The sequence below is a fragment of the Seonamhaeicola sp. MEBiC01930 genome, from assembly GCF_045277075.1.
In the GTDB taxonomy this organism is placed as follows: Bacteria; Bacteroidota; Bacteroidia; order Flavobacteriales; family Flavobacteriaceae; genus Seonamhaeicola.
Window position 1 is genome coordinate 1,078,456 of record NZ_CP104270.1, and the last position, 23,637, is coordinate 1,102,092.

General features: G+C 34.6%; 16 protein-coding genes. 2 read left to right on the top strand and 14 right to left on the bottom strand.

Going from position 1 to position 23,637, the window contains the following annotated elements; genetic code table 11:
- Nucleotides 1–16: 16 nt before the first annotated feature.
- The 10 genes from N1F78_RS04715 to N1F78_RS04760 all read right to left on the bottom strand — a co-directional run bounded on the left by N1F78_RS04715 (nucleotide 17) and on the right by N1F78_RS04760 (nucleotide 16,979).
- The gene (locus N1F78_RS04715) at nucleotides 17–973 is read right to left on the bottom strand and encodes a type IX secretion system membrane protein PorP/SprF (protein ID WP_406685033.1); all 957 of its coding nucleotides are present in this window, start codon (nucleotides 971–973) and stop codon (nucleotides 17–19) included.
- Nucleotides 974–999: 26 nt separating this feature from the next.
- Nucleotides 1,000–5,169 carry a gliding motility-associated C-terminal domain-containing protein gene (locus tag N1F78_RS04720; RefSeq protein WP_406685034.1) on the bottom strand — a complete coding sequence of 1,390 codons (4,170 nt, stop codon included), beginning with the start codon at nucleotides 5,167–5,169 and terminating at the stop codon, nucleotides 1,000–1,002.
- A gap of 232 nt (nucleotides 5,170–5,401) precedes the next feature.
- Nucleotides 5,402–7,192, bottom strand: a complete 1,791-nt coding sequence (locus N1F78_RS04725; protein ID WP_406685035.1) for a cbb3-type cytochrome c oxidase subunit I — start codon at nucleotides 7,190–7,192, stop codon at nucleotides 5,402–5,404.
- Nucleotides 7,193–7,220: 28 nt separating this feature from the next.
- Entirely contained in the window at nucleotides 7,221–8,294 is a 1,074-nt protein-coding gene (locus tag N1F78_RS04730; protein WP_406685036.1) for a cytochrome c oxidase subunit II, read from the bottom strand.
- A 31-nt stretch (nucleotides 8,295–8,325) separates the two neighbouring features.
- A complete protein-coding gene (locus tag N1F78_RS04735; RefSeq protein WP_406685037.1) occupies nucleotides 8,326–9,687 on the bottom strand; it encodes a quinol:cytochrome C oxidoreductase in 1,362 nt (453 codons plus the stop codon).
- Between the two features lie 20 nt (nucleotides 9,688–9,707).
- Nucleotides 9,708–10,259 carry a c-type cytochrome gene (locus N1F78_RS04740; RefSeq protein ID WP_406685038.1) on the bottom strand — a complete coding sequence of 184 codons (552 nt, stop codon included), beginning with the start codon at nucleotides 10,257–10,259 and terminating at the stop codon, nucleotides 9,708–9,710.
- Nucleotides 10,260–10,268: 9 nt separating this feature from the next.
- Complete coding sequence (locus N1F78_RS04745) at nucleotides 10,269–10,802, bottom strand: DUF3341 domain-containing protein (RefSeq protein ID WP_406685039.1); 534 nt, start codon at nucleotides 10,800–10,802, stop codon at nucleotides 10,269–10,271.
- A 9-nt stretch (nucleotides 10,803–10,811) separates the two neighbouring features.
- Entirely contained in the window at nucleotides 10,812–12,536 is a 1,725-nt protein-coding gene (gene nrfD / locus N1F78_RS04750) for an NrfD/PsrC family molybdoenzyme membrane anchor subunit (protein WP_406685040.1), read from the bottom strand.
- 28 nt (nucleotides 12,537–12,564) lie between these two features.
- Nucleotides 12,565–15,657, bottom strand: coding sequence for a TAT-variant-translocated molybdopterin oxidoreductase (locus N1F78_RS04755; protein WP_406685041.1), 3,093 nt, complete (start codon nucleotides 15,655–15,657; stop codon nucleotides 12,565–12,567).
- 29 nt (nucleotides 15,658–15,686) lie between these two features.
- Nucleotides 15,687–16,979 carry a cytochrome c3 family protein gene (locus N1F78_RS04760; RefSeq protein WP_406685665.1) on the bottom strand — a complete coding sequence of 431 codons (1,293 nt, stop codon included), beginning with the start codon at nucleotides 16,977–16,979 and terminating at the stop codon, nucleotides 15,687–15,689.
- Nucleotides 16,980–17,189: 210 nt separating this feature from the next.
- Here N1F78_RS04760 and N1F78_RS04765 point away from each other — a divergent pair, with 210 nt between their 5' ends.
- Entirely contained in the window at nucleotides 17,190–17,591 is a 402-nt protein-coding gene (locus N1F78_RS04765; protein ID WP_406685042.1) for an SPOR domain-containing protein, read from the top strand.
- A gap of 122 nt (nucleotides 17,592–17,713) precedes the next feature.
- On the opposite strand, the gene infB is transcribed toward N1F78_RS04765, so the two are convergent.
- Genes infB through rimP form a run of 3 tightly spaced genes read right to left on the bottom strand, consistent with a single transcriptional unit; the run spans nucleotide 17,714 to nucleotide 22,254 of the window.
- Nucleotides 17,714–20,515: a translation initiation factor IF-2 gene (gene infB / locus N1F78_RS04770; RefSeq protein ID WP_406685043.1), complete on the bottom strand. Its 2,802-nt coding sequence runs from the start codon at nucleotides 20,513–20,515 to the stop codon at nucleotides 17,714–17,716.
- A gap of 31 nt (nucleotides 20,516–20,546) precedes the next feature.
- On the bottom strand, nucleotides 20,547–21,779 hold the full coding sequence (gene nusA / locus N1F78_RS04775; protein WP_406685044.1) for a transcription termination factor NusA: 1,233 nt from the start codon (nucleotides 21,777–21,779) through the stop codon (nucleotides 20,547–20,549).
- Between the two features lie 13 nt (nucleotides 21,780–21,792).
- A complete protein-coding gene (rimP, locus tag N1F78_RS04780; RefSeq protein ID WP_406685045.1) occupies nucleotides 21,793–22,254 on the bottom strand; it encodes a ribosome assembly cofactor RimP in 462 nt (153 codons plus the stop codon).
- Nucleotides 22,255–22,391: 137 nt separating this feature from the next.
- On the opposite strand from rimP, the gene N1F78_RS04785 reads away from it, so the two are divergent.
- Nucleotides 22,392–23,216, top strand: a complete 825-nt coding sequence (locus tag N1F78_RS04785) for a universal stress protein (protein WP_406685046.1) — start codon at nucleotides 22,392–22,394, stop codon at nucleotides 23,214–23,216.
- A gap of 16 nt (nucleotides 23,217–23,232) precedes the next feature.
- On the opposite strand, the gene N1F78_RS04790 is transcribed toward N1F78_RS04785, so the two are convergent.
- On the bottom strand, nucleotides 23,233–23,604 hold the full coding sequence (locus N1F78_RS04790) for a hypothetical protein (RefSeq protein ID WP_406685047.1): 372 nt from the start codon (nucleotides 23,602–23,604) through the stop codon (nucleotides 23,233–23,235).
- Nucleotides 23,605–23,637 lie beyond the last annotated feature (33 nt).

Below are 23,637 nucleotides of genomic sequence, written 5' to 3' on the forward strand. Positions count from 1 at the left end.
TTCCTAGTGTTATATGTTAGAAGAATCTTGGTGAGCGATCATACCCGTTTTTAAATCCGAATAAATCCACATCAAAAAGAATAAATATTTCATGAGACCCAGAACTATAATCTCCTAAGTTACTAGTGGTATAATCATAAGCATAACCTATTTTAAGGTCTTGTGATACTCTAAAATTCACTAAAGCACTAACAGCATCTCCTAAACGATATCCTAACCCTGCTTCTAACTTTTCATTAATAAGCACATTGGTTGTAATATCTAAAGCCAAAGGTGTTCCTTTTACCGCTCTACCCATAAATGCTGGTTTTAATTTTAGGTTTTCATTTATATCAAAAACATATCCTCCCGTAAAGAAATAATGCACGTTTTCAATTCCTGTAGCCCTAATGCCATTTTCATTCTCGAGATGTTTTGTAGATAACATGTTTGGTGCAGACAATCCTAAATAATAATTATCTGTAAAGAAGAACGCGCCTATTCCCAAATTTGGAAATACTCTATTAATGTTTTCGTTAAAGGCAATATCTGTACTTACATTTCCTGATTGCAATACAAAGTCATTAAAGTTGGTGTCAAAAATTCTAAATCCACCCTTAACTCCAAATGATATTTTACTTTCAATTCCAACAGGAAGTACATAAGCAAAATCTGCAAAAATATTATTCTCGTTTACTATATCGCCTATATTATCGTTAGTAAAAGAAATTCCCATTTCAATTTTATTATTTATTGGAGTATGAGCAAAAAAGGTTCCTGTTGAAGGTGCTCCTTCTATTCCTACCCACTGTGCTCTGTACAATCCTCCTAAATTTAAAATACCTTCTTCGGCTGTTGCATAGGCTGGATTTATCACACTCATATTATACATGTACTGAGTGAATTGAGGGTCTTGCTGCGCATAACTTTGTAATGACAATAAGGTCAAACTTAACAAAGCAGCTATTTTATGATATATATTTAAATGTTTCATTGTTTCTAATGTGTTGTATCTATAAATTATCTGCTTAAGTATAAGCGTCCTTGTTCTGGTTTATTTTCTCCATCGTTAAATCGGAAAATATAGAAATACACCCCTACTGGTAAATCCCCTTTTGCAACAATTCTAGACTGATTTGATGTTCCATCAAATCTTGGAGTATTAGCGTTTCCTCTATAAACAATATTTCCGTTTCTATTATAAATTTCTATTTCAAAATTTGGATATAGCAACCCTAGATTATCAATATCATAAGTATCATTTACGCCGTCTCCGTTAGGTGAGAATCCATCTGGCATACTTATTTTACCACAGGCCGTAACATCTGGTGTTACTTCTAATCTTATTGAACTTTCACAACCTGTTACTAAATCCACTAAGGCAGCATAATAAGTTGTGTTAGTTAAACTTGCATTACCCGAAATTCTTGAACCACCAACATCTGCATCATACCAAACTAAATCATATGAAGATGCATTGTAACTAATATTTGAGGTTAATTCGTTTATTGTTGGGCCATCATTTATACAATACTCCTCACTTACATTAATTAATGTTGGTGTTGGTGTTTCATAAACAACAACATCTATTTGAACAGAGGTTGAAGATTCACAACCAGTACTATTAGTTTGTGTTGCATAATAATCTTCTCCATCTACTAAAGTTTCGGTACCCGTTAATGGAAGTGTTAAAGCCGCATCTTCGTACCAATTAATAGTACCTGATGAACTAATTTCACTGTTTAAATCTGAAACTGTTGGATTATTTATTAAACAAAATTCTGGATTATTATTTATAACTATTGGTGTTGGTGTATCATCTACTGTAATTGTTATATCTGACGTTGAATCTGGTGAACATGGTGCAACCGCTGCCACTGTATATGTATAAACTCCTGCTGTATCAATTAACGGATCAAACACTCCCGTTCCGCTAGCTAATGCTGGAGACCATGTTCCTCCTGTCTGCGCAGAAGTTCCCAATAATGTAAACAAATCCAAAGCATCATCAATCAAACATAAAGTTAATGCGTTATCTGAACCTGCATTTGGTGCTAATGTTACTGAAACATCTATGCTACTTGATACAGTTCCACAAGAATTAGACAATGTATAGGTATATGTTCCTGATATATCTACCAACGGATCAAATACTCCTGTTCCACTAGCTAATGCTGGAGACCATATTCCACCAGAATCTGGTGTTCCGCCTAATTGAGCAAATAAATCTACCGTTCCATTATTACTACATAAATCTAATGGCGCTGCATCTGTTCCTGCATCTAAAGGCTCTTCAATAGTCACCGTAATAGTTTCATTATCATCAACACATGGTGCCGAAGCAGTAACCAAATAAGTAAAGCTATAGGTTCCTGAAGCAACTCCAGTTGCATCAAAAATATTCCCTGACAAAACACCTACACCGTCGTCATTATTCCATGTTCCACCTGTATCTTGGGTACCATCAAAACCTGTAAATAAATCAATATTACTATCATTATTACACGCTACAATTGGAGTTGTATTGGGGTTTCCTGCATTTGGCGTTTGGTAAATTGTAACATCTACTGCTGTTCTCATTGAGGACTCACAACCTGTTGATGCATCTGTTTGTGTGGCATAGTAGGTTTGTCCGTTAATTAAAGTAGTAGAACTAGATAGAGGAGTTCCTCCTGTTATAACATCATACCACTGAACATTATTTCCTGTGGCAGCTAAATCAGAGACCATAGCGGTATCACAAAACTCTTGAGGTGAGACAGCTACGGGGGCAGGAGTGTCATTAATTACAATACTCACCGTTACATTAACATCATCGCAACTTCCTATAGCAGTTACATCATATGTGAAATTATAGGTTCCAGCTAGCAAACCGCTAATATTAACAGTTCCACCACTTACACCGCCGGTAGCATCATCATCATTCCAAACACCTGTTTGGTCTTCCCCTTCTATCAAAGAGAATAAATCTATTATATAAACAAGCCCTACATCTGAAAGGCAAACCTCAAAAGCTGAATTGGCAATTCCAGATTCTGGTGCATCTTCTATGGTTATTGTTACTGTTGAACTGCTTGTACAACTATTAGCATCAGTAATTGTATAGGTATAATTGAATGATCCAATTGTTAATACTGTTAAATCTACATCACTTCCTGTTAAAGCTCCTGAAACATCATCATCTGTCCAAGTACCACCTGAATCTTCTCCTGAAAGTTGTGCAAATAAATCTAATGGTGAATTTGGTATAACATCATTTTCACAAAACGTTGCTGATGATGGTATGCCGGTATTTGGCAACGGATTAATTGTAATTTGAACAGTTACCAATTCATCATCACAACTACCAATGGCATCAACATCATAGGTGTAACTATAAGTGTTTGGTGTTAAACCAGACAGGTTAATTGTATTTGTTGTTGAAGCTCCTGTATTATCTGTTCCGATATACCAAGTTCCAGTTTGATCTTCGTTTTCTAGTAAGCTAAACAAATCATAACTAGATGGTGCTGAACCTTCACAAAATTCTGGGAAAGCTGATACTGGTATTCCCGATTCTGGTGCATCTTCTATGGTTATTGAAATAGTTTCTGAATCTTCACAAGCCCCATTAGAAATAGTATAAGTAAATAAATAAGGGCTTCCTGACAATGTAAAACCAGTAATATCAATAGTATTTGATATTGTAACATTAGCAGCGTCAGTCCAAGTTCCAGAGTTATTATCTTGAGAACCATCTAAAGCATTAAATAAATTAAATGGTGAATTAGTTCCTAATTCATTTTCACAAAATGTTTGATTCACAGCATTTCCTGCATTAGGATCTGATAAAACTACAACTTGAACCGTTGTAGATTCTTCATTACATGGATTTGGTAAAATGTTTTGAGTATATGTGAAATTATAAGTACCAAGTGTAAAGGAACCAGTACTTAAATCTATTTGAGATGATATTACAGGGTCTGAACTTGTTGTTCCTATAGTCCATTGCCCTCCTGCATCTTCATTATCTAATAAGGTAAACAAATCAAATGATGCCGGTAAATTTTGCTCACAAAACGTAGCTGGATTTATTGTTGAAACAGTTCCTGAATTAAGTGCTTCATGAATTGTAATAAACACATTTGATGAACTTTTCGGACATGTACCGTTTGCTGGTACAGTATAAGTAAATGTATAGATATTAGGAGTAGTTAAGGTTGAAATATTTACTGTACCTAAGTACCCATTTATTGTTGCCAATGGCCCGCTCCAAGTTCCATTAGTATCAGGTGAACCGCCCAATTCATCGAATAAATTAAAATCACTGGAAGGTATGGTATTATGACATAACTCTAAAGCCCCTGATGTTCCTGAATCAAAAGCATTATTTATAGATACCGTAACAGCTACTGGATTACTATCACAAATTAAATTATCAGCTTGCACATAGTAGGTTGTTCCATCCATCAATGAAGTGGTAAGTGATAATGCTGGAGGAATTGGATCTCCCTCTCCATTTATGTTTAAATACCAATTAAATGTATCTGTGGTTCCCGGGTCTAAATTTCCAACTAAGGGGGTTGAATCTGAACAAAATTCTTGAATTCCTGCTGGTGTTGGATCTGAAGGAGAAACTGCTACTATACTTGTTCCTATATTAATTTGACTTCTACATCCTCCATCTATAAAAATAATATAATATGTTATAATACCATTTGATAGGGTATCAGTAGCATTGGCTTGATTTGTTAGCTCTAAATCATAATAAATTTCTACACCTGTAGTAATATATGGTGTTAAAGTATCATCTATATAATCTTGAATGTCTGCATTTTCACTACTACAATAAAATTTATCTATTGAAGCACCGAGAGGTACACTATTTACTTGAAAATCTATGGTTATAGAATTTCTTGAACCACAAGTACCTGAATTATCATCTACATAATACGTACCTTCAATTACTAGCTCATTGGAGCTAAAAGAATGGCCCCCTAAAGAAGAATCGTACCATACAATACCGTTACCTTGATCTGTAGCATAAGCATCTAAGTCTGCAAAAGTGAAGTCAGAAGCATCACATATTGCTGGCGGGGTGGAATCTGGTATTGTAGGACACTGTGCAAAACTAGAGTACGATGTACATAATAATACCAAAGCATAGGTAGCTTTTCTAATGGCATTCCTAAACGCGGATTTTGTTATCATTTTTGAAATATTAAAATCTTGTATTAATTGACTTCTAAAATTAGATGAAGATTATTTATTTTAATAAATCAATATAATCCTACAAATAATTAGACTAATGCAATTTAACTGATTTTTTTGTATTTCATCGATTTTTTTCTATATTTTTTACATTTAATCGGTATTATATGCTTTTAAACGACAAAACCCATCAAAAATTGATGGGTTTTAAATATTTTAAGTAAAAATGTTACTAATGCTGTAACTCTTCTTCTCCGTCTTTTAATGGAATATTTTGAGGAACAAAATCAACGTCATGCCCAGGTTTACTATAATCATATGCCCAACGGTACACATGAGGTATTTCACCAGGCCAGTTACCATGCATATGCTCAACTGGTGCCGTCCACTCTAATGTTGTTGAACGCCAAGGATTTTGTTCTGCTTTCTTTCCGTAGAAAATACTAGCAAAGAAATTGTATAAATAAACTAACTGTACCACTCCACCAACTAAAGCAAAAATTGTAATAATCACATTTACATTAGCTAAATCATCAAATAACGGGAAGTTACTGTTAGTATAATAACGACGTGGTAACCCAGCCATTCCTATAAAATGCATTGGGAAGAAAACCCCATAAGCACAAACCGCAGTTACCCAGAAATGAATATATCCTAAATTCTTGTTAAGCATTTTTCCAAACATTCTAGGATACCAGTGATAAATTCCAGCAAACATTCCATACAATGCAGATATACCCATTACTAAGTGAAAGTGTGCCACTACAAAATAAGTATCATGAACATTAATATCTAATGCACTATCACCAAGAATAATACCTGTTAAACCGCCGGTAATAAATGTTGAAACAAACCCAATAGAAAATAACATTGCCGGATTCATTTGTAAATTACCCTTCCACAAGGTGGTTATCCAGTTAAAAGCTTTTACTGCTGAAGGAATTGCTATTAATAATGTTGTAAATGTAAATACAGATCCCAAAAATGGATTCATTCCAGATATAAACATGTGGTGCCCCCATACTATTGTAGATAAAAACGCAATAGCTAAAATAGAAGCTATCATTGCACGGTATCCAAAAATTGGTTTACGTGAGTTTGATGCCATTATCTCAGAAACTAATCCCATTGCAGGTAATATTACAATATATACCTCAGGGTGACCTAAGAACCAGAATAAGTGCTCAAATAATACTGGAGATCCTCCTTGGTAATGCAAAACTTCACCTTGAATAAATATATCTGACAAGAAGAAAGATGTTCCAAAACTTCTATCCATTATTAATAATAAAGCCGCCGATAATAAAACTGGGAATGAAATAACACCAATAACAGCCGTAATAAAGAACGCCCAAATAGTTAATGGCAATCTTGTCATAGACATACCTTTTGTTCTTAAATTAAGTACTGTTACAATATAGTTAAGCGATCCTAAAAGTGAGGATGCAATAAATATAGCCATTGACACTAGCCATAAAGTCATACCCATCCCTGATCCACCTTGCGCCATTGGTAACGCAGATAATGGTGGGTAAATTGTCCAACCAGCTGCTGCAGGTCCTGCCTCAACAAATAATGAGATTACCATTACAACACTAGAAAGGAAAAACAACCAATATGAAATCATGTTTAAGAAACCTGATGCCATATCTCTTGCTCCAATCTGTAGTGGAATTAATAAGTTACTAAACGTACCTGATAATCCGGCAGTTAATACAAAGAATACCATTATGGTACCATGAATAGTTACTAATGCCAAATAAATATCGGCATCCATAACACCATCTGGAGCCCATTTACCCAATAATGCTTCAAAAATCACATTAGGTTCCTCTGGCCATGCAATTTGCATACGGAACATTAATGACATTATTACACCAATAACTCCCATAATCGTACCTGTAATTAGGTACTGCTTTGCAATCATTTTGTGGTCTTGACTAAATATATATTTAGTTACAAACGTTTCTTTATGATGATGTCCGTGGTCGTCGTGAGCGTGAGTATCTGCGTGTGCTGACATAATCTTATATCGTTTTTTCTTTTTTAAATTAGTTAATTAGAGAGTTTTTGAATTCTTTTTGCTCCTTAATCCAAGCATCATATTCTTCTTGTGTTTCAACTACAATTTTCATTTGCATGTTGTAGTGAGATTTTCCACAAATCTTATTACAGATAAGTAAATAGTCAAATTCGTAACGCTCTAAAGCATCTTCACCTTTTGCTACTAACTTCTTACTGTTTTCAACTCTAATTTTATTGATATTCTGAACTTTTTCAACCATTTCTGGCGTCTGCCTCATATCCGCAGTAGTTACTGTTGGCGTAAAACCAAATTGAGTAATCATACCAGGAACACAGTTCATTTGAGCTCTAAAATGAGGCATATAAGCTGAGTGTAATACATCTTGAGAACGCATTTTAAACAACACTGGCTTGCCAACAGGTAAATGTAATTCTGATGTAATAACATCGTCCTGTGCATTAGGATCAGCTTCATCTAAACCTAAAATATTCGCACGATCAATATCTATTAAACGAACATTAGCTTTCCCTAAAGTATTATCTTCTCCAGCATATCTTGCCTTCCAGTTAAATTGTTGTGCATATAATTCTACTACCAAAGGATCATCACTTTCATCTACACCCATAATATTAATCCAAGTGTTTAATCCGTAAATTATTAACCCAGCTAAAACAATTACAGGAATGATTGTCCAAATAGCTTCCAATTTATTGTTATCTGCAAAGAACAATGCTTTCTTACCTTTTTCACCTTTATATTTAAATGCGAAATAGTGTAATAAAAATTGGGTAATAGTTTGTACAAAAAAGATAATTACCATCGAAATAATCATCAAATTATCAATGGTTGGTCCATGAGCCGAAGCTGAATTTGACATTAACGGTAAATCACCCCATTTTACACAACATACAATGGTTATAATGTAGATGAACGCTAAAAAGCCCATCATTAAATATCCATTTAAGGTATTATCCTTATCTGTGGCTACTCCAGGTATATCGTCTCCACTTTTAGCTTGTGCCAAATCGAATATTTTAACCATTTGCCAAATGGCAATTAAAATAAATACTAAAACTATAATTGTTAATAAAGCAGTCATTGGTATTGTTCGTCTTTATTTAATTCTTAAATTAATAATGAAATTCTTCGCTTTCCTTTCTAAAAGGATATCTTTTTACTAATAATGGTGCTTTAGTTAATGCCGTAAACACCACAAATATGAATAAGCCAGCGAATAATAATATTGAACTAATCTCTGGAATTCCTATAAACCATCTATCACCAACGGTAGCAGGCATAATCATATTAAAAATGTCAATATAGTGACCGAATAATATTACCAGACCTGTCATTACAACAAACCAAGGTATACGTTTATAATCAGCATTCATTAACATTAATATTGGGAAAACAAAGTTTAATACTACCATACCTAAGAATGGTAATTTATAGTCGTTGAATCTTGTAATAAAGTATGTTACCTCTTCTGGTATGTTTGAATACCAAATAAGCATAAATTGAGAGAACCATAAATAAGTCCAGAAAATACTGAATGCAAACATAAATTTAGCAACATCATGTAAATGATTTTCATTAACAAATTCTAAGTGCCCCCTAGATTTTAGGTATATTGAAATTAAGGCTATTACCGTTATACCACTTACAAACATACTTGCAAACACATACCATCCAAATAAGGTAGAGAACCAGTGCGGATCAACACTCATAATCCAATCCCAAGACATCATAGATTCCGTATAAATGAAGAAAACTAAAAACCCAGCCGCAATACGGAATGATTTTTTAAAGTTACTGTTATCTTCAGCTGTGTCTTGAGCAATAGAAAATTTACGTGAAAAATGACGGTATAAAACCCAACCAGCTAAGAAAATAAAACCTCTAATAAAGAACCCTGTTTTATTTAACCAACCAGATTTACCAGCAACTAACTTATCATAATTTTCATGACCTTCAACAGTCATACCTTCTTTTAACCAAATGAACAAATGACTATCAGCAAAAAATGCAATAGCTAAAACAATTAAACCACCTGGTAATAGATATGAAGTAATACCCTCCATAACTCTAAAAAGTACAGGAGACCATCCTGCTTGTGATGCAATTTGAATAGCATAAAATGCTAAAACACCCAAGGCAATCATCATGAAGAAAAAAGCAGCCACATATAATGCAGCCCAAGGTCTGTTATGGATGGCATGCATAACATGCGCTACATGCTTAGCATGTTCATCAACATGGGCTTCCTCGCCATGCGAATCTACTGAATGAGCATCATGAGAAACTTCTTCATGGTGAACAGCTTCTTCTCCATGACCTCCACCATGATGGGCTTCCTCAGTCGCTAAAAGAGCTTCTACCTTTTCAGTAGTATCATATTTATGTGCATCAATAAAACCATAACCAACACCTAATAATCCTAAAACTACTAGTATGATAGAAAATGTCTTTAATTTTTTTGAAAACGTATACATATCTATATAATCTTATCTTCTTACTTTTCTAAATCTGATTTTAACTTTAACACGTATGAAACCACTTGCCAACGCTCTTCCTCTTTCAACTGGTTAGCATAAGATCCCATACTGTTTTTTCCGTAGTAAATGGTGTGGTAAATACTTCCTTCGTTGATTGCTCTCCCCGCATCATCATAACTTGGGATACCAAGTATTTTTTCACGCTTTACTAAATTTCCTTGTCCATCACCTTTATTACCATGACATATACCACAATATATATCATAAAGTTCTTTACCTCTTGCTAAATCTACCTGGGTAGAATCTAACGGACTAGTTAAAGTTGCTTTGGCCAATTCGTACCCTTCTGTACTATTTTCAATATCAAAAGGAATGTAACCTCTGGCAACTGAACCTTCAGCTGGTAATTGAGCTTCAACTCCATTTGGGAAAGCAGCCTCACCGTAGGTTTCATATCCTTGAGACTCATACATGTTTGGCATGAATTGATAGTTAGGAGCGGTATCCTTTTTACATGATACTGCTACAAAAACAATTGCTACTGCTAATATTTTAATTAAGCTTTTCATATTACTATATTAATGCGCTTCTTTATCTACTAAATTTACTTCTACAGCTCCAGTTTCCTTAAGTAAGCTTTCTAACTCACCCTCGTTACCATGAACAGCAATTTCCATTAAGAAATGATCATCGGTTGTTCTTGGGTCTGGGTTTTCAGCTTTTTTAAATGGCCACATTCTACTTCTTAAGTAAAAAGTAATTACCATTAAGTGTGCTGCAAAAAATACTGTTAACTCAAACATAATTGGCACAAAGGCTGGCATGTTTTCTATATAACTAAAACTTGGTTTACCACCAATGTTTTGTGGCCAGTCTTCAATCATAATGAAATTCATCATTGTAATTGCAACCGTTAAACCAACTAAACCATACATAAATGCAGTAATTGCAATTCTTGTAGGAGCTAATCCCATAGCTTTGTCTAGACCGTGCACTGGGAATGGTGTATATATTTCTTCTATATGATGCTTTGCTGCTTTTACCTTTTTAACAGCAGACATTAACACATCATCATCTGTATAAATAGCGTGAATTACTTTTGAAGCTTCCATATGCTACTTTTAGTTTATTAAATTTTTAGCTTGACCAGACCAATCATCACGTTCTGCTCTTCCAGGGAAAGAACCAGTAATAGAATCTAGTAAGTCATATTCTTTCTTTGTCATTTTGCTAACCTGTAGGTATGTATAGATTCCAATGCTGTTAAGCACTTCTTCCATCTTAGGCCCTATACCACTAATCTTCTTCAAATCGTCAGCTGTTTCAGTTTCTTTATTAAATGTTCCTATTGTGCCTAATAAATCACTTACTTTTCCAGAAGTATCTTCTTCAACAACTTCAGTAGTACTTGTAGCATCAACTCCAGATGTTCTTTCATCTGCACCAGAACCTACTAAACTTTTACCAGCTTCTCTTAAGTTCTTATACCTTTCTCCTGATGATTTTAAAATAGTTTTAACCTCGGCTTGAGCAATTACAGGGAATGTTCTTGAATACAGTAAAAATAATACAAAGAAGAATCCTATTGTCCCAATAAATATTCCTATGTCCACAAAAGTAGGAGAGAACATTGTCCAAGATGATGGTAAGTAATCTCTATGTAAGGATGTTACAATAATTACAAAACGCTCAAACCACATACCAATATTTACTACAATTGAGATTACAAAAGAGAACATAATACTTGTTCTTAATTTCTTGAACCACATAAATTGTGGAGAGAACACATTACAAGTCATCATTGCCCAATAAGCCCACCAGTAAGGTCCAGTTGCTCTATTTAAGAATGCATATTGTTCATATTCTACACCAGAATACCATGCAATAAACAACTCTGTAATATATGCCACACCAACAATAGAACCTGTAATCATAATTACAATATTCATTAACTCAATGTGTTGTACTGTAATATAATCTTCAAGGTTACACACCTTTCTCATAATAATAAGCAAAGTGTTTACCATGGCAAATCCTGAGAATACCGCTCCAGCAACGAAGTAAGGAGGGAAGATTGTAGTATGCCAACCAGGTATAACCGATGTTGCGAAATCAAACGATACAATAGTGTGTACAGAAAGTACTAATGGTGTTGCTAAACCAGCAAGTACTAAAGACACCTCTTCAAAACGTTGCCAATCTTTTGCTCTACCAGACCAACCAAAACTTAAAATTGAATAAATTTTCTTTTGGAAAGGTTTTACAGCTCTATCTCTAATCATGGCGAAATCTGGTAATAAACCTGTCCACCAGAACACTAATGATACCGATAAATATGTAGAAATTGCGAATACATCCCAAAGCAATGGCGAGTTAAAATTCACCCAAAGTGATCCAAATTGGTTTGGAATTGGTAATACCCAATATCCTAACCACGGACGACCCATGTGAATAATTGGGAATAAGCCTGCCTGAACTACCGAGAAAATTGTCATTGCCTCTGCAGAACGGTTAATAGCCATTCTCCATTTTTGACGGAATAATAAAAGTACTGCAGAAATAAGTGTTCCTGCGTGACCAATACCTACCCACCAAACAAAGTTAGTAATATCCCAAGCCCAACCTACGGTTTTATTTAAACCCCAAGTTCCAATACCTGTAGATATAGTATAAATAATACATCCAATACCCCAAAGAAAAGCTGTCAATGCAATACCAAAAACAATCCACCATTGTTTATTTGCTTTTCCTTCTACAGGTTTTGCCACATCCACAGTAACATCGTGGTATGATTTTTCTCCTGTAACTAAAGGTCTTCTAATAGGTGCTTCGTAATGAGACGCCATAATTATATAATTGATTCTTTAATTAGATTTATGCTTCTGTTGTATTTCTCACTTTTGTCTGATATTGAACATTAGGTTTTGTTCCTACATGTTCTAACAAGTGATACATACGGTTTCCTTCTTTAAGTTTTGCAACTTTGCTTTCCTTATCATTGATATCTCCAAATACCATAGCGCCACTACTACAAGCTGCAGAACATGCTGTTTGAAGTTCACCATCTTTGATAGCGCGTCCGTCACGTTTAGCATCAAGGATTGTTTTCTGTGTCATTTGAATACACATAGAACATTTTTCCATTACACCACGAGAACGAACAACAACATCTGGATTCAATACCATACGTCCTAAATCATCATTCATATGATAATCAAACTCATCATTTCCAGAGTATAAGAACCAGTTGAAACGACGTACTTTATAAGGACAGTTGTTTGCACAATATCTTGTACCTACACAACGGTTATAAGCCATATGGTTCTGACCTTGACGACCATGAGATGTTGCCGCTACCGGACATACAGTTTCACAAGGCGCGTGGTTACAATGCTGACACATTACAGGTTGGAATGCCACCTGCGGATTGTCTGATGCAGATTCCATTTCACCAAATTCACTTAATGAACTTCCTAAACCTGCAATATTATCTTTCTTATCATTATCTCCTTCAAATGATTCTTCAGAGGAGTAATATCTATCTATACGTAACCAGTGCATATCACGTGATCTACGCACTTCTTCCTTACCAACAACTGGTACGTTATTCTCTGCATGACATGCAATAACACAAGCACCACATCCCGTACAAGCATTTAAGTCTATAGATAAATTAAAGTGATGCCCAATAGAACGATCAAACTCATCCCATAAATCTACTTCTGGCTCCGTTACTGCAACAGGCTCGTGATTTAATGACACTGTTGGAATTGGATTCCAAACACTAGATTTTTCAGTATTAAATATCTCTAAAGATGTTTCTTTTAAGATATCTCCACGTCCCATTAAAGTATTATGCAACTGAACACATGCAAACTCATGCATTCCAGAAGCAGCCTCAACAGTTACATTTTGAACTGTATTAAAGCTATTATATAATGCGTAGGCATTTACACCCGTTTGCATTTCTTCCTTAAGACCAGCGCTTCGGCCATAACCAAATGATAAACCAACAGAACCTTTAGCCTGACCTGGTTGAATAATTACAGGTGCAGTAACTGTAACTCCATTAACAGTTACATTTGCATAACTACCATTTAAAGCCCCTGTAGCTACATGCTCATTAACTAAGCCTATTGCTTCAGCATCAGCTCTAGAAACGGTTAAGTAGTTATCCCATGATGCTCTAGTAATTGGATCTGGAAATTCTTGTAACCATGGATTATTGGCTTGTTGACCATCACCCATACCTGTTTTAGTATATAAAGCTAATTCTAATCCTGCAGAAGATTTTACAGATGATGCTAAAGCACTAGCAGCATTACTAGCCGGTGTTTCTGTATCATCAGAAGACTCGGTAGTATCTTCAGTTTGTGTAGCAATTTCACCAACAAACACGCCATCATGAAGTGCTTTGTTAAATGAGCTATCTCCTAAAATACTTGTTCCCCAAGCTTCCTTAATATAATCTAAGTAAGACGCATCGTTACCTGTCCATTTTAATAAAGACTCTTGTAATTGTCTTGTATTAAATAACGGACGAATAGTAGGCTGCGTTAACGCATAATGTCCTTTTTTAATTTCAACATCTCCCCAAGACTCTAAATAGTGAGGGGTTGCAGCAATATAATTTGCTAACGTTGAAGTCTCATCAGCTTTCATAGAGAAAGCAACAGAGAATGTATTCTTTAATCCTTCAGCAAAGTCAGCAGCATTAGGTAATGTATAAACTGGATTTACTCCACTCATAATTAACACACCAACCTTACCAGCTTTTAAATCAGATACTAGGGCAGCAACATCATTATCACTACCTTGTCTTGTTTTAATAGGTGTTTTAGGATCAAAAGCTTTACTTCCTAAAGCTTCGTTAATTTCAAAAACAACTGTTTGTGCATTTACATCTTGAATTCCTGTAACAACAACACCTTTGCTTCCTGCTTTTTTAAGTTGAGAAGCTGCCTTTTGAACTGCTTCTTCAATATTTTTAGGTAAACTTCCTGAAAAACCACCACCTACAACTAAGCTATGTAATTTAGCTAAAGCTAATTTTTGCTCACTAGGGGTTAATGGCACACGCTTATCTGCATTAGCACCAGATAAAGACATATTAGATTCAAACTGAATATGTCTTGACATTTTTCCATGATCTGGAATTCTGTTTTTAGAGTACCCAGAATCAAATCCTCCACCTTGCCAATCTCCTAAGAAATCAGCCCCAATAGAAACAATGGTCATTGCCTTAGAGAAATCGTAATCTGCAAGACCACGCTCTCCGTATTTAGATTGGTATGCATCTAATGCAACAGATTCTGAAACAGCATCGTAAACTACATGGCGAACATTACCATATTTTTCTTTGAATTCAGAAATCAACTTGCTTGTTGATGGACTAGCAAAAGTTTGTGTTAATAACACAATGTCTTTACCAGCATCAGAAGCTTTAGTTAATTCTGAAACAACTTCAGCATCTAAATCATCCCAAGAAGACTTTTCTCCACCTTTCTTTGGACCTTGAACTCTTAAACTATCGTACAAGCCTAAAACTGACGCATTGACTCTAGCATTGGCACTTCCATGACTAGTTGCTAAAGCATTATTTTCAATTTTAATTGGACGACCTTCACGAGTTTTTACTAAAACACTTGCGAAATCAAAACCATTTGCAATTGTAGTTGCATAATAATTAGCAACACCAGGGATAATTTCTTCTGGTTGAACAATGTAAGGAATTGATTTTTTCACAGGACCTTCACAAGCAGCTAATGAAGCAGCAGCTGTACTAAAGCCCACATACTTTAAGAAATCGCGACGAGTTGTAGAACTTTCTTCTAAAGTTTCCTTATCTCCTAAAAATTCATCTACAGGAATTTCTTGAGTAAACTCGTTTTGTTTTAGCGTCTCAACAATAGAGCTATTTTCGTTTAGCTCTTCAACACTTTTCCAGTATTTCTTGTTTGATGACATATTATATAATTGAATTACTTCTTACTAAATTAATAATGACACTTACCACATTCCAGTCCACCCATTTCGGCAACTGTTAACTTCTCTACACCGTACTTCTTAGATAATTCTTCATGAATCTTTTCGTAGTACTCGTTATCTTCAACTTTCACGTTAGTGGTTCTATGACACTCAATACACCAGCCCATTGTTAATGGCGCGTGTTGGTACAACACTTCCATCTCCTCAACAGGACCATGACAAGTTTGACACTCTTGACCACCAACAGAAACGTGCTGTGAGTGATTGAAATAAACGAAGTCTGGTAAGTTATGGATTCTAACCCATTTTACTGGTTTAGATTCTCCTGTGTATTTTTGATCAGCATCACTCCAACCTACTGCAGCATATAATTTTTGTATTTCACCATCATAGAATTCTTTTGAATGCTCAGGTGTTACTTCTCCGTTATAATCAGAAATTGTTTTATGACAGTTCATACAAACATTTAATGATGGAATACCAGAAGTTTTACTAACCCTTGCTGAAGAGTGACAGTATTTACAATCAATACCGTTATCACCAGCGTGAATTTTATGTGAAAAATGAATAGGTTGCACTGGTTGATATCCTTGATCTATACCTATCTGCATAAAGTAACCAAAAGCAAAATAAGCACTAGCTAATAAAAAGAAAATAGCTGTTACTAACATTAAGAATTGGTTTTGAACAAATGCTTTCCAAAGCGGTGTTCTACCGGTAGCTTCAGGTAAATCTATGTTTTGAGCCTCAGCAAATCTGCGTAATGTTTTGTTTACCAGATACAAACCGGCTGCCAACAACACAAATAATATTGCAAGTGCACCTAAAATTAATTCGTTAGAAATACCACTAGAATCTGTTGAAGCTGCCTCAGCAGTTACAGCACCAGCCGTCGCTGCAGGCTCCTGCTTTTCTTGAGCAGTATATGCTAAAATATTATTTAAGTCTTCATCTGATAATTGTGGGAAAGCAGTCATTGCTGCACCACCATACTCATTGTAAACTTTGTTTGCATATGCATCTCCGGACTTAATAACAGCAGAACTGTTTCTAACCCAAGTATAGATCCAATCTCTATCCAATCCTTCATCATCAGATAGACGCCGTTCTACATGGCGTAAAGCCGGACCTGTCATTTTCTTATCTAAATGATGACAAGCAGCACAATTAGTATTAAACAATGATTTTCCTTTTGCCGGATCTCCTTCTTGAGCAGAAAGCGAGGTTGTAAACGCTAATAAAATAATTAAGCCAAAACGAAGAAAGTTTTTGCTTAATTTACGGTGAATCACCTGTTTCATATTATTGGTTAAATTAACTTCTAATCTTTGGTATGATTTTTTCATTAAAACATGATAAATGTCATACTTATAAAATCTCTCGCAAAAGTAATATTTAAAGTCGATTTTAGAAATGTTAACCAACTGTTATTAGTAATTTAGAGGGATTCTAAATAAATAAAAGAACAATATTTTATTTTATAACGTATACATTTGTAGAAATAATTATTTATGCAAAAATTAAGTTTTAAATTTAAGCCCATTATTATTGTTGTTTTCCTTGTGTTTTCAGCAAAAAGTTTTGGGCAACAAGGTCAAATAGAAGTCAATCAGGATAGTAAAATCGATAATTTATTAGGGGTAAAAAAGCAGCTCAACAAGACTGAAAATAGCTCAGATAGGTATAAAATTCAAATTTATAATGGCAACCGATCTGGGGCTTATACTGCGCAAAAGGAATTCTTAGAATCATTTAGCGATTGGCGAACAACAGACATATATGAGCCTCCAAACTTTAAAATTTGGGTAGGAAATTTTAGAACGCGATTAGAAGCTGATAGAGCTTTAAAAAGAATAAAAAGAAAATTTCCTAGTGCTTTTATTTTTAAACCTAAAAAGGAAAAGAATAATTAGAGTCTATGGATTCTTCACTTCATTCAGAATGACATAAAAAAAAGCGAACCATCTGGTTCGCTTTTTTAATATACTTATAGATACAATTCTGAAAAACCAGAATCACAATAAGTGACGTTACACTATTTCAACGTTTTCTTAACCGCTACCTCTTGGAAGGCTTCAATAATATCACCTTCTTTAATATCGTTGTAATTCTTCACCTGCATACCGCAATCGTATCCTTTTGATACTTCCTTAACATCATCTTTAAATCGTTTTAAGGTAGCCAATTCTCCAGTAAATATTACCACTCCTTCTCTAATAAGTCTTACACCAGAGTTTCTAAATATTTTACCGTTAGTAACCATACAACCTGCAATGGTACCAATTTTAGATATTTTAAACGTTTGTCTAATTTCTGCAGTTCCAGTAATCTCTTCTTTAAATTCTGGAGACAGCATACCTTCCATGGCATCTTTCAAATCATTGATGGCATCATAGATGATTGAGTAGGTTCTGATATCAATTTCTTCTTTATCAGCAATTGAACGCGCATTACCCATTGGCCTAACATTAAACCCAATAATAATGGCATCAGATGCTGATGCTAATAATACATCACTTTCAGTAATAGCTCCAACTCCTTTATGTAAGATATTAACTTGAATTTCTTCGGTAGATAATTTTTGGAATGAATCTGTTAAAGCTTCCACCGAACCATCAACATCACCTTTAAGGATAATGTTAAGCTCTTTAAAGTCTCCTAAAGCAATACGTCTTCCAATTTCATCTAATGTAATATGACGTTGTGTTCTAACTGATTGTTCACGTTGTAATTGAGAACGCTTAGTTGCAATAGATTTAGCTTCACGCTCATCTTCAAAAACATTAAACTTATCACCCGCTTGTGGTGCACCATCCAAACCTAAAATAGATACTGGTGTTGAAGGACCTGCTTCTTTTACATCATTACCCCTTTCATCATGCATTGCCTTTACTTTACCACTATGCTGGCCAGCTAAAACATAATCTCCAACTTTTAAAGTACCTGCTTGAACCAATATGGTTGACACATATCCACGACCTTTATCAAGGAATGCTTCAACTACTGTTCCAACAGCCGGTTTATTAGCGTTTGCCTTTAATTCTAATAATTCAGCTTCTAACAATACCTTTTCAAGTAATTCACTTACACCGGTTCCGTTTTTAGCTGAAATATCATGAGACTGCACTTTACCTCCCCAATCTTCAACTAATAAATTCATATTAGCAAGACCTTCTTTAATCTTTTCTGGGTTAGCAGCTGGTAAATCTATTTTATTAATAGCAAATACAATAGGCACTCCAGCAGCCTGTGCATGAGAAATAGCCTCTTTAGTTTGCGGCATAATATCATCATCTGCCGCTGCAACAATTATTGCTATATCCGTAACTTGAGCTCCACGTGCACGCATTGCGGTAAACGCCTCGTGACCTGGTGTATCTAAGAAAGCAATTTTTTGCCCGCCTTCTAACTCTACACCATATGCTCCAATATGCTGAGTAATACCACCTGACTCACCTGCAATAACATTTTCTTTTCTGATATAATCAAGTAAAGATGTTTTACCATGATCCACGTGACCCATTACAGTAACAATTGGTGCTCTTGGCGTTAAATCTTCTTCTTTATCTTCAACAACCTCAATGGCTTCTTCAATATCGGCAGTAATAAACTCCACCTGATAACCGAACTCTTCTGCTACAATTGACAATGTTTCTGCATCTAAACGCTGATTCATTGTTACCATCATACCTAAAGACATACAAGCTGAGATAATTTCAGTTACACCAACATCCATCATAGTAGCAACCTCACTTGCCGTAACAAATTCTGTTACTTTAAGAATTTTACTTTCTGCTGCTTCTGCTTGTAATTCTTTTTCTGTTTGATCTCTATGCTGATCTCTTTTTTCTCTACGATATTTAGCACCTTTCCCTTTAGAAGATTTACCTTGAAGTTTTTCAAGTGTTTCGCGCACTTGCTTCTTCACATCTTCCTCACTAGGCTCTTCTTTAACTATATTTCTTCGTCCTTGTCCAGGTTTTCCTTTAAACCTATCATTTCCTCTATTTTGTCCAGGACCTCTTTGACCCGGACCTCTATTGTTACCTGGTTGTCCACCACCAACTTTACTAATTCTACGACGCTTTTTCTTAGCAGCATCACCAGTTTTAGCTTCTGGTTTCTTCTCTTCCTTCTTTTTCTTAGGCTTATTAAATTGAGATAAATCTATCTTATCTCCTGCTATTTTAGGACCCGTAAGTTTTTTGTATTGTGTTTTCACCTTCTCCTCAACCACTGGAACTTCATCAATTACAACTTCTTTAACAGGCGCTTCAGGGCTCTTTTTAGGTGTTTCTTTTTTAGGTTCAGGCTTAGGCTCTTCTTTATCAACAGTAGGAACAGGCTTTTCCTCTTTAGGCGCTTCAACTTGTGCCTCAACAGGTTTTTCCTCTTTTACAGGCTCAATTGGTGTTTCTTTTATAGGCGCCTCTTTAACTACTGGTTCTGGCTTTACTGGTTCTTCCTTTATAACCTCTTCCTTTTTCGGAGACAAATCTATTTTACCAACTGTTTTAGGACCAGTAAGATTTCCTGAAGCTTTTACAACTTCTTCTTTTTTGGCTGCTGCATTTTGTTTTGCTTCAAGTTCACGCTCACGTTGTTCACGCAATGCATCTTTCTCTTTTTGCTTTGCTTCACTAACTTCTTTAGACGCAACTTTCTTACTAGCATCCGTTTCAAATTCATCTGAAAGCACTGCATAAACGTCTTCAGAAATTTTTGTAGTTGGACGCTTCTCAATTTCTATGCCCTTAGAATCTAAAAATTCCACAGCACGATCTAAAGAAATATTAAGCTCGCGTAATACTTTATTTAATCTAATTGTCCCAGCCATAAATTGCCTTTAAAATACTCAAATATATGTGTTATTCTTCAAATTCTTCTTTCAGAATTCTAATAACATCGTTAATTGTTTCTTCTTCCAAGTCGGTTCGCTTCACTAAGTCGTTTACATCTTGTTCTAATACACTTTTAGCTGTATCTAAACCTGCCTTACTAAACTCTTGAATGATCCACTCTTCTATTTCATCAGAGAACTCACTTAATTCTACATCTTCCTCAGCACCTTCTCTAAACACATCAATCTCATAGCCAGTTAATTGACCGGCTAATCGAATATTATGACCACCTCTACCAATGGCTTTACTTACCTCTTCTGGCTTTAAAATAACCTCAGCACGTTTAGCTTCTTCATCAATTTTAATTGATGTTACTCTTGCTGGACTTAAAGCTCTAGTTATATATAATTGTAAATTATTAGTGTAATTAATTACATCAATGTTTTCATTACCTAATTCACGTACAATACCATGTATTCTTGAACCTTTCATTCCTACACAAGCTCCGACAGGGTCAATTCTATCATCATAAGAATCTACGGCAACTTTTGCTTTTTCTCCTGGTATTCTAACCACATTTTTAATGGTTATTAATCCATCAAAAACTTCTGGTATTTCTTGTTCAAATAATTTCTCCAAAAACATTGGTGAACTTCTAGACATTAATATAGTTGGTTTAGCGCCCTTTAGCTCAACCGTATCTATCACACCTCTTACATTATCACCTTTCCTGAAAAAATCTGAAGGTATTTGTCTATCCTTAGGAAGCACAATCTCATTACCTTCATCATCTAATAAAATAACAGCCCTGTGACGTATATGATGCACCTCAGCCGTGTAAATCTCTCCAACTAAATCTTTAAATTGCTTGTAGATTATGGTGTTGTCATGCTCATGGATTTTAGAAATAAGATTTTGACGTAAAGCCAAAATAGCTCTTCTTCCTAAATCAACTAATTTAACTTCTTCAGATACATCTTCACCTACTTCAAAATCGGGCTCAATTTTTCTTGCTTCAGTCAAAGAAATTTCCTGATTCTCATCTTCAACTTCACCATCAGCAACTACAATTCTATTTCTCCAAATCTCTAAATCTCCTTTATCCGGATTTACAATTATATCGAAATTATCATCATCACCATATTTCTTTTTTAAGGCACTTCTAAATACATCCTCTAATATGGCCATTAACGTTACTCTGTCAATTAGCTTATCGTCTTTGAACTCTGAAAAAGATTCAATTAACGCGACATTTTCCATAACTCTTACTGAATTAAAATTTAATCATAACTTTTGCTTCTACAATATCTTTGTAAGCGATATTCGCTTCTTTATTTACTGTTACTTTACCCTTACCAATTGGTTTAGGTTCTCTAACCTTCCACTGTAAAGTAATATTTTCATCTGATGCATTTGAAAGCATACCTTCAAACTTTTCAGAAGCCGTCTTAACTTTTAGTGTTCTATTAATGTTTTTTTTATACTGACGTTCTTTTACCAATGGTGCTGTAGCCCCAGCAGACATGACATCTAAAGAAAAATCTTGTTCTTCTCTGTCTAGATTGTGTTCAATAGCTCTGCTAATGAACATACAATCTTCAACCAAAACGCCGTTATCTCCGTCTATTACTACCTTAATTTGATTACTTCCTTGAATAGAAAAATCTATTAGAAATAAATCAGGTCTGTCATTTAATGCAGCTTCAAGTAAATTTTCAACAGTTGTTTTAAACATTTTTAGTATAAAAAGAGGGGACTTCCCGTCCCCTCATTATCTTAATTTCGTCTTTCAACGCTGCAAATATATACAATTTTATTGATTTTTAAAGTAATAATTCATAAATTTAGATACCACCATCACCCGCCTTCGATATGAAAAAAATACTTGTTCCAACAGATTTTTCAGATCAATCAGAAAACGCCTTAAAGGTTGCTGTTCAATTAGCAAGAAAATTTAAATCTGAAATTTTCTTATTACACATGTTAGAAATACCACTTCATAAGGTTGACCCCTTAAGTTCTTACAATGATTTACCTGAAGCCCTTTACTTTATGAAATTGGCCCATCAAAAATTTGAAAAATTATTAAAAAAAGATTTTTTGAAAGACCTAATAATACATGAACTGGTAGATTTTCATGAAATTTTCAAAGGTATTTATCAAACTTGTGAAAAGCACAAAATTGATTTAATTGTGATGGGTTCTCATGGCGTAAGTGGTTTTAGAGAACTCTTAATTGGCAGTAATACGGAAAAAGTTGTAAGAACTTCTGAAGTACCTGTTCTTGTTATTAAAAAGGAACATCAAAACTTTAATGTAGAAAATTTTGTTTTTGCATCAGATTTTAAAGAAGAATCTAAAGTGCCTTTTTTAAAAGCACTAAAATTTGCCTCACTTTTTAAAACCGAAATTCACTTACTAATGGTTGTTACAGCAAATAAATTTATAACGACTACCGAAGCTAAAAAACGTATTCAAAATTTTCTTGACGCTGTAACACCTATTTTTTGTACCCTTCATATTTATAATGACGATACTATTGAAAAGGGTATTATGAATTTCTCTCAATCTATTAGTGCAGATTTAATTGCCATGAGCACCCATGGCAGACAGGGTATTTCTCATTTTTTTAATGGCAGTATTAGTGAAGATTTGGTGAATCATGCTAGACGTCCTGTTATTACTTTTAGGATATAGGAAACAAAAGCTCAATTTAAAAAAGAAAATAATCCCAAAAACTTTCGAGAGGCTTGATTGGATTCCCATCACCTAACAATTCATATCCAGAAACTTTATTAGCTTTTCTGAAAACCTGAATTTCTTGACCCGATTTTATAATCGAATCACCTACCTTCAAAGAAACTCCTTCATAATTTTCTAGGTAAAAGTAAACATCATCATCCGAGTAAAAGACTTTTGTACCTCTAGTCACTTTACTTTTTTCAAAACTTTTAATAATGGCATTAAAATTATTCTCATAGAATTCAACACCTTTGTTGTAGCTACTCTTTTTAATTGAATAAATTACGAAAAACAACAAAATAACAACAGGGATAATTCTTATCAGCGCTTGCTTTCTAGACATCTACAGAGAATTTAAATTAACAAAAAACCCTAA